Source organism: Thermodesulfobacteriota bacterium (genome assembly GCA_039028315.1).
In the GTDB taxonomy this organism is placed as follows: Bacteria; Desulfobacterota_D; UBA1144; order Nemesobacterales; family UBA2774; genus CR02bin9.
Map to the genome: position 1 here is coordinate 1 of JBCCIH010000127.1, position 7,265 is coordinate 7,265.

General features: G+C 41.0%; 8 protein-coding genes. All 8 read left to right on the top strand.

Annotated elements, in window-relative coordinates; genetic code table 11:
• A partial coding sequence (gene tgt, locus AAF462_08390; protein MEM7009136.1) for a tRNA guanosine(34) transglycosylase Tgt occupies positions 1-979 on the top strand: 979 nt, incomplete at its 5' end.
• Positions 980-983: 4 nt separating this feature from the next.
• The gene (yajC, locus tag AAF462_08395; protein ID MEM7009137.1) at positions 984-1,373 is read left to right on the top strand and encodes a preprotein translocase subunit YajC; all 390 of its coding nucleotides are present in this window, start codon (positions 984-986) and stop codon (positions 1,371-1,373) included.
• Complete coding sequence (gene secD, locus AAF462_08400) at positions 1,373-2,971, top strand: protein translocase subunit SecD (protein MEM7009138.1); 1,599 nt, start codon at positions 1,373-1,375, stop codon at positions 2,969-2,971. Before yajC ends, secD begins: the two co-directional genes overlap by 1 nt.
• A gap of 25 nt (positions 2,972-2,996) precedes the next feature.
• Positions 2,997-3,911, top strand: coding sequence for a protein translocase subunit SecF (gene secF / locus AAF462_08405; GenBank protein ID MEM7009139.1), 915 nt, complete (start codon positions 2,997-2,999; stop codon positions 3,909-3,911).
• 14 nt (positions 3,912-3,925) lie between these two features.
• The gene (locus AAF462_08410; protein MEM7009140.1) at positions 3,926-4,435 is read left to right on the top strand and encodes a DUF456 domain-containing protein; all 510 of its coding nucleotides are present in this window, start codon (positions 3,926-3,928) and stop codon (positions 4,433-4,435) included.
• 4 nt (positions 4,436-4,439) lie between these two features.
• Positions 4,440-5,459 (top strand): phenylalanine--tRNA ligase subunit alpha, encoded by a 1,020-nt coding sequence (gene pheS / locus AAF462_08415; protein MEM7009141.1) that lies wholly within the window; start codon positions 4,440-4,442, stop codon positions 5,457-5,459.
• An 88-nt stretch (positions 5,460-5,547) separates the two neighbouring features.
• The gene (gene dcd / locus AAF462_08420; protein MEM7009142.1) at positions 5,548-6,102 is read left to right on the top strand and encodes a dCTP deaminase; all 555 of its coding nucleotides are present in this window, start codon (positions 5,548-5,550) and stop codon (positions 6,100-6,102) included.
• A 187-nt stretch (positions 6,103-6,289) separates the two neighbouring features.
• The coding region (locus AAF462_08425) for an ATP-binding protein (protein MEM7009143.1) at positions 6,290-7,265 on the top strand (976 nt) is incomplete at its 3' end.

The window sequence follows — 7,265 nt, forward strand, 5'->3', positions numbered from 1 at the left end:
CATTTCATCAGAAGAGATCTTAGATATGGGATTTCAGATGATAATTGCAAATGCTTATCACCTTTATCTAAGACCCGGACATAAGAGAATTGAAAAACTGGGCGGTCTTCATAAGTTTATGAATTGGAACAAACCCATTACAACTGACAGCGGCGGATTTCAAGTCCTCAGTCTCTCACAGAAGAGAAAAATTACACCAGACGGAATTATTTTTAGGTCTCACATAGACGGCAGTGAGCATTTTTTTACCCCACAAAAATGTATAGAAATTCAAGAGTCCCTGGGAGTAGACATTATGATGTGTCTTGATGAATGCCCCCCTTATCCGTCGACAAAAGATTATATGAGAAAATCCATAGGACTTACTTCTAAGTGGGCGAAACTCTGCAAAGGGTCCAAAACAAAAACAGATAATGCCATTTTCGGAATTGTTCAGGGCGGCATATATGAAGATCTCAGAGAAAGATCGGCCTTGGAGCTTGTTGATGTAGGCTTTGACGGATACGCTCTTGGTGGCTTAGGAATTGGCGAGGATTCTGAGAATACCTATGATACTACAGAGAGTACACTTGAGTTCCTGCCAGCAGATAAACCCAGGTATCTTATGGGTATTGGAAAGCCTGAGGATATAGTAACCGCAGTCTCAAAAGGAGTTGACCTATTTGACTGTGTAATCCCAACTCGTAATGCCAGAAACGGCACGCTCTTTACAAGTCACGGAAAAATGGTTATAAAAAATGCTCAATTTGCAGAAGATGAGAGGCCTATTGACGAGGATTGTGAGTGTTATACTTGCCGGAACTATTCACGCGCTTACTTAAGACACTTATTCATTGCTAAAGAGACCTTGGTTCTGAGATTGCTATCTCACTGCAACCTATATTTTTATTCGGAGCTAATGAAAGGAATTCGAAGCAGCATAGAGCGGGGAGATTTTCCAAATTATTTATCTAAGGTAAAATCCATTGGAGGAAATTAAGAAATTGCAAAACATTAGAAACATAATTTTAATTCTACCTATAGTATTACTTCTTACAGGATGCCCTCCTCCCGGGGGCGCGGATGGTGAAGCAGGGAATCCGATTATAACGTTCCTTCCGTTTATTCTTATTTTCGTAATCTTCTACTTTTTAATCCTGCGCCCGCAGCAAAAGCAAAACAAAGAGAGAAAGCGCATGCTATCTGAACTAAAACGAGGAGACGATATTATCACAACGGGCGGATTATACGGTAAGATACTAAGCGTTTCAGAAGACGACGTAATTACTCTTGAGATATCAAAGGGAGTAAGCATTCGTATTACACGAGCTGGAATAGCCGGTTCGCAACCAACTGCGACAGAGACAAACTCCAAGGAGGATAAGTCTAAATAATGAGAGCTTCCAGGGGATGGATTGCTACAATCCTAATTGTTACGACTTTATCATTAATTTTATTGGCACCTACATTCTTAGGTGACAGTACTCCCAGCTGGTGGGGTAAATTGTTCCCTGACAGAGGAATTAGGTTAGGTCTTGATTTAAGGGGTGGTATTTTCCTTTTAATCGGAGTTGATTCCGAGACTGGAGTTAAGCAGGAACTAAACAGTATAAAGGACTTTATGAATGAAGAACTAAAAGATGACAAGGTCTTAATAAAAGGTTTTACCATAAACGAGGAAACCCTTACCCTTATGTTCTTCTCAGAATCTGATTTAGCAAAGGCTAAAGCTATTGGGGAGACAAACTTTAGTGAAATATCAAACATCGATGCTGACAATCTCTCTTTGGACTTCACGTTAAAAGGTGTATATGTATCGGATGTTGAAGAACGAGCTATCGATCAGGTTAAACAGGTAATCGAAAATCGTGTTGCCGAGCTTGGGCTGGTAGAGCCTTCTATTCAAAAAGCCGGAGATGACCGAATATTAATTCAGGTCCCGGGCGCTTCAGAAAAAGACAGACAGCGAATAATAGATATTATTAAACGCTCAGCAGTTTTAGAGTTTAAAATTGTAGAAGCTACAGGACCGACTGAAGAAGTAGTTCTGGCCGCTTTAGATGCATCAAGCCCTGAGGATCTGGCCGCAAAAGGCTATACAATTCATCCGGGCGACACTGGGTTTGAAAATGAAAACTTTTTTGTAACCACTGAAAAAGCCAACGTCACAGGTGAATCACTTTCAGGAGCAAGAATAACTTTTGATGAACAGGGCAGGCCCGCCGTTAGTTTTACATTTAAAGGAGAGGGCGCTAGCAAATTTGGAGTTCTTACAGAGGAGAACATTGGAAGAGCGCTTGCGATTGTTTTAGACGGGACTATTAAATCTGCCCCGGTAGTTCAAGAACGAATTACCTCACAAGGAAGAATCACGGGAAACTATACAACTCAAGAGGCTAAAGACCTGGCACTGGTTCTAAGATCTGGTGCACTTCCAGTACCTGTTGAGATAGAGCAGGAAAGGACCGTAGGTCCATCACTTGGTAAAGAGTCTATCGAAAAGGGACAGACCTCTATGATCATTGGCGGTATCTTGGTAATAATTTTTATGATCTTTTTCTATAGGCTGCAAGGTGTTGTTGCAGATATAGCGCTGCTCCTAAACATGCTGTTTATTATGGGATTTCTCTCGGCATTCGGTGTTACGCTAACCCTGCCAGGTATTGCGGGCCTTGTGCTTACTCTGGGTATGGCAGTTGATGGAAATATTATTATTTTTGAGAGGATAAAAGAGGAGATAGCTACCGGTAAATCCCCGCTTGCGGCAATAGATGCGGGATATGGTAGATCGCTTTGGACAGTGCTTGATGCAAACATCACAACGCTTATTACTGCTCTCATACTATTTTGGTTTGGAACGGGGCCGATTAAAGGTTTTGCCGCAACCCTGTCAATTGGTATTATCTCAACCGTCTTCAGCAATGTTGTTGTGGCAAGAGTAATAACTAACTTAATTTATGAGGATAAAAAGGTGCCGGCCTTAAGCATTTAAGGCTTATCCAGGAGGATTAGGTAATTTGGACTTCTTAAAATCAAATACTGTACCAACTATTGATTTCGTATCAAAAATGAGAAGGGCGATATATGTATCTATCGCTTTATTAATAATTGCTTTAGGATCTCTTATCTACCATGGCGGGCCGGACTGGGGTGTTGAGTTTACTGGTGGTACAGAGATACACATTAAACTCGCAAATGAAGTGAGCATACAGGATATAACTAAAACTTTAGACTCTACCGGTTATCCACCGGAAGTTGTTCAGCAGTTAGGTCTTTCCGGAGATCATGAGTACTTAATCAGGTTCTCTCCCGAAACTGTTAAGTTTGAGCAAATACAGGGATTTCAGTCAGAACTTGAGAAAATAATAGCGACAAACGAAACGTTTAAAGGCGGCTCAATACAAAGGGTGGACTATATCGGACCAAGAGTAGGCGGCGAGCTAATTAGAAAAGCGGTTATATCAATTCTGCTCGGATGTATTGGAATACTAATCTATGTTATGATCCGATTTGAATTTGGCTTTGCAATGGGCGCTGTAATAGCTCTTGTTCATGACACCATTATAACGCTTGGCGCAATATCCATTATGGATAAAGAATTTACTCTGGCTCTCGTTGCAGCGCTGCTTACTGTCATAGGTTATTCGGTTAACGATACCATTATTATCTTTGATAGAATCAGAGAGAATATGAAGAAAAACAGCAAGCTCGGCATCAAAGACGTCGTTAACCTGGGCGTCAACCTGACCTTAAAAAGAACCGTTTTGACCAGTATAACAGTTTTCCTTGTGCTTATACCGCTATTCTTATTCGGAGGCTCAGTGATTCACGATTTCGCATTTACTCTTATTGTGGGAGCCATCATAGGTACATATTCATCAATATTTATCGCAAGTGCTTTTGTTGTATTCTGGAGACAAAGAAAAGGTTAGAACCTAGTCTTTAAATGATAGACTATCTTGTACTTTCCCTATTTATATTTGTTGCACTAGCTGGGCTTATATCTCATGTGTTCAGTCTGCCCGGAAACTTTATTATTCTTGGTGATGCAATTTTACTTGGCTGGTATGACGGATTTAAAGAAATAACACTCAAAATATTGATAATATTATTAATTTTGGCCCTATTTGCAGAGCTTATAGAGTTTCTCCTGGGGATATTAGGGGCTAAGAAATATAAATCCAGTAACCGCGCCATAGTGGGCTCTATTGTCTTTGGCATTATAGGTGGTATTTTAGGTATTCCATTCTTTTTAGGAATAGGGGCTGTAATAGGCGCTTTTATTGGCGCGTTTGTAGGTGCTTTTATTGTCGAGTTTTTCATAGAGAAGAATATTGACAGAGCAATTAAATCCGGCTGGGGAGCTTTTGTAGGAAGAGTGGCCGGAACATTTTTTAAAGGAGCTATAGGTGTTGCGATGATAGTAATTGTTGTCGTAGCATATGTAGGAAATTAACCCAATGCAGGAAAAATTAGAAGAAGTTCAAAAACAAGCAGAACAGGAGCTAGCCCAAGTATCCGATGAGGTAGTGCTTCAGAATTTAAAAGCTAAATTCCTTGGCAGAAAAGGCGTAATAACTGAAATACTAAAGGGCATGAAAGACCTCTCCCCTGAGGAGCGCCCAAAGATGGGCCAGCTTGTTAATGTGGTTAAGACTGCGCTAGAGACTCAGTTTGACGACAAAGCAGAGCATCTAAAAGAAGAGAAGAAGAAAAAAGCTATTGCCGAGGAAAAAATTGATGTAACACTTCCCGCCAGATCACTTCCTATAGGCGCCAAACATCCTGTTACCCAGGTTATGGAAGAGATCATATCTATTTTTGAGAAGATGGGCTTTGAAGTTGCAGAGGGCCCGGAAGTGGAGACTGATTACTACAACTTTGAAGCTCTTAATATTCCTAAAAACCACCCAGCGCGCGACATGCAGGACACGTTCTATATTTCTGATGATGTTGTTCTTAGAACTCATACCTCTCCTGTTCAGATAAGGGTTATGGAAAAAAAGGAGCCTCCTATTAAAATCATTGCCCCAGGGCGCGTGTATCGCTGCGACAGCGATGTCTCGCACACTCCTATGTTTCATCAAATTGAGGGGCTTCTTGTAGACAAGGATATAACGTTTGGAGATTTGAAAGGGATACTCACAGAGTTTTTACGTCTCGTATTCGGTGAGGATATTGGAGTTAGGTTCAGACCAAGCTTTTTCCCGTTCACAGAGCCAAGCGCAGAGGTAGACATAGAGTGCGTAATTTGCGATGGAAAGGAATGCCGAGTTTGCAAAGAGAGCGGATGGCTTGAGATTCTTGGCTGCGGTATGGTGGACCCAGAGGTCTATAAGAGTGTGGACTACGATCCAGACGTATATAGCGGATTTGCCTTTGGAATGGGCATTGAGCGTATCACTATGCTTAAGTATGAAATAAACGACATCAGACTATTTTTTGAAAATGACATAAGGTTTTTAAAACAGTTTGTTTAAATTTTTTTGCGTGATGAATTGATTAAAATTCTCATGTATATTAGTAGCCCAACACCTAAAGTTAACTACTATATAAGGAGCACGAACAATGTCCGTAAGACCCGATCACTGGATTAAAAAAATGGCACAAGAGCATAAAATGATTGAGCCCTTCATCGATGAGCAGGTAAGAGAGGGAACAATTTCTTACGGAGTGTCAGCTTACGGCTATGATATTAGAGTTAGCAGAGAATTTAAAATTTTCACGAATATTAACAACTCAATTGTTGATCCCAAAAGTTTTGATGACAAATCCTTTGTCGAAATTGAAGCAGACGAATGCATCATTCCTCCAAACTCCTTTGCGCTTGCCAGAACGGTTGAGTACTTCAGGATACCAAGAAGCGTGATTACTCTGTGCGTTGGTAAGTCCACATATGCAAGATGCGGTATCATCGTTAACGTTACTCCTTTTGAGCCTGAGTGGGAAGGATATGTTACTCTAGAGATCTCAAATACAACTCCTCTCCCAGCAAAAATCTATGCAATGGAAGGCATAGCTCAGGTGCTGTTTTTTGAGTCTGATGATATCTGCGATACCTCTTATGCGGATAAAAAAGGAAAGTATCAAAAACAGGTTGGTATCACACCTCCAAAACTATAAAATTCAACTCTGAAAAGCACCTTTTGCACGCCTGTAAAGTCCCTAGATTGTTCATTTATTTTAGCCTATTGCTAATTCATTGCTAATGCTCTCAAACCCCCTGATTTTATTTCCCTTTTAGGGTTATTCGTGTTATAATAGTGCATTATTTTTTCCCGCCTTTCAGTCAACACGGAGGTAGCAAAATTTGGAAGTAAAGAGAGACCCGGAGGATACTATTCCTACAAAAAATGACAGCTCTTATAGCGCCGAACAAATCAAGGTTCTACCCGGTTTAGAAGCCGTTAGAAAACGCCCTGATATGTATATTGGCGACACCAGTTCAAGGGGTTTTCATCACCTTGTTTTTGAAGTTCTTGATAACAGCGTTGACGAAGCTCTTGCAGGTTTCTGCGATAAAATCGTAGTCACTATCCATGTCGACGGCAGCCTCACAGTTGAAGACAATGGGCGCGGAATTCCTGTGGATAAACACGAGGAAACTGGAAAATCTGCGGCTGAAGTTGTTATGACAATGCTTCATGCCGGCGGAAAGTTTGAAGGTAAAGTCTATCAGGTCTCTGGCGGACTACACGGAGTGGGCGTGACCGTAGTTAATGCGCTATCTGAATACCTTGTTCTTGAGATCAGAAGAGAAGGAAAGGTTTGGTATCAAAGATACGAGCGAAGCGAGGCAGTAACAGAGCTTAAATCTACTGGGAAAACTGACAGGTCCGGGACCAAAATTAGATTTAAACCCGATGATACGATATTTGAAGTAACTGAGTTTAACTACGACACACTTGCTCATAGGATAAGAGAGCTTGCGTTTTTAAACAAAGGGCTAGTAATTCAGATTGTAGATGAGCGCACCGGTAAAGACCAGGAGTTTTACTACGAAGGCGGAATCGTTGCATTTATTGATGAGCTAAATAGAAATAAAAAGCCGCTTCATCCTGAACCCATTTACGTCTCAGGAGAGAAAGACGATATAATAGTTGAAGTTGCACTTCAGTACAACGACAGCTACTCAGAGACAATATTCTCATACGCCAATAACATAAACAACATTGAGGGCGGGACCCATCTTACAGGCTTTAGAGGTGCTCTCACCAGAACAGTAAATAAATACGCTGAAGACAAGGGGCTTGTTAAAAACGCTAAAGTCTCACTTAGCGGTGAGG